Genomic DNA, 1,189 nt, shown 5'->3' on the forward strand with positions numbered 1-1,189 from the left:
CGCTCCCCTCTCCCACCGGAGTCAGCTCCCGCTTCAGGTGCCGCAGCAGCGTCGTTTTGCCGCTGCCCGAGGGGCCGCAGAGGACGACGAACTCCCCCTCTTCTATTGCGAAGGATACCCCATCCAGTGAAGCCCTTTCTTCCCCCGGGTAGCGGAAGGACAGCTCCCGCGCGCGGACGATCTCCATAACCATTTCTCCTTTCCTTCCACCCAAAGGGGAAGCGCAGCGAACAGGCAGAAGGCTGCGTACATCGCCGCTTCCTGCCACGTAAATACCGGCTCCTTCATCCGGGGATACAGCATCAGCAGGCCATATCCCCGAGACCAGCCCCACAGCGTACCCAGCGCGCCCGCTCCCAGCCCCCCGAGGACGCGAATATCGCGCCGCTCCAGCCTGTACACCGCGTAAGAGGTCCGGCGGCGGATACCGTATCCGCGCGCCTTCATCGAGTCTGCGGTCTGCAGCGCTTCCTCCAGCGACCAGGTCAGCAGGGTCTTCAGCAGCGTCATCCCGTCTGACATGCGGGAGCGCAGACTGCCTTCGCGGACCGAAACGCCGCGCGCGCCCTGAATCCGCGCAATCCGGCGCAGCCGCCGCTGAAACAGCGGCACGAAGCGGAGCGTCATCAGTGTAAGCAGGGCGCTCTTCGGAGCGGCGGACGCGAACAGGTACATGAATTTATCCGGCGTTACCGTATAGTTGTACGAAAGAAAAATAACAAATACCGCAATCAGCAGGGTCATCATCATCAGCCCGTACAGCACGGCCTCCAGCGTAATCGGCTGATCCATGAAATAGAACAGGATCACGGCTCCCCGGTGCGAGAACAGCGGGTTCAGCAGGGCGGCGGGAACGGCGACAATCAGGCAAAACGCCAGGCTGCCCGATATCCGCCGTCCCTGTCCCTGAAGCAGCATCAGCCCGAGAAGGGCCGCGATTTCGGTCAGCAGGAACACCGGATGGAACAGCAGCAGCGTGAACAGCAGCAGCCCGGAGTAATAAACGACGGCCACCGCCGGATGCATGGACCGGAAGCCGCTCATTTTGACGCTCCCAGATCCTTGCCCATATCGAGCGTATACAGCCATTCAACCGTATCTCCCGGCTTCAGCCCGTAAGACCCGGCGCTCTCGCTCGGGAATTTGCCGTTCACGCGGTACATCCAGCCGCTCTCGGCGCCCCGGTCCA

At 62.4% G+C, this 1,189-nt stretch carries 3 protein-coding genes; all 3 read right to left on the bottom strand.

The genetic code is table 11. The annotated features are described in order from the left end of the window. A partial coding sequence (locus tag L692_RS31490) for an ATP-binding cassette domain-containing protein (RefSeq protein WP_269636766.1) occupies positions 1-187 on the bottom strand: 187 nt, incomplete at its 3' end. Next, positions 103-1,044, bottom strand: coding sequence for an energy-coupling factor transporter transmembrane component T (locus L692_RS0125270; protein ID WP_025702686.1), 942 nt, complete (start codon positions 1,042-1,044; stop codon positions 103-105). The genes L692_RS0125270 and L692_RS31490, both read right to left, overlap by 85 nt. Further along, on the bottom strand, positions 1,041-1,189 hold a 149-nt coding region (locus L692_RS31495), incomplete at its 5' end, for a DUF4430 domain-containing protein (protein ID WP_156940590.1). The genes L692_RS0125270 and L692_RS31495, both read right to left, overlap by 4 nt.

This window comes from Paenibacillus forsythiae T98 (assembly GCF_000520735.1).
In the GTDB taxonomy this organism is placed as follows: Bacteria; Bacillota; Bacilli; order Paenibacillales; family Paenibacillaceae; genus Paenibacillus_AQ; species Paenibacillus_AQ forsythiae.

Bases quoted from the DNA above. Each gene is read 5' to 3' on its own strand.
- L692_RS0125270 (WP_025702686.1), bottom strand. From the start codon at position 1,044: ATGAGCGGCTTCCGGTCCATGCATCCGGCGGTGGCCGTCGTTTATTAC.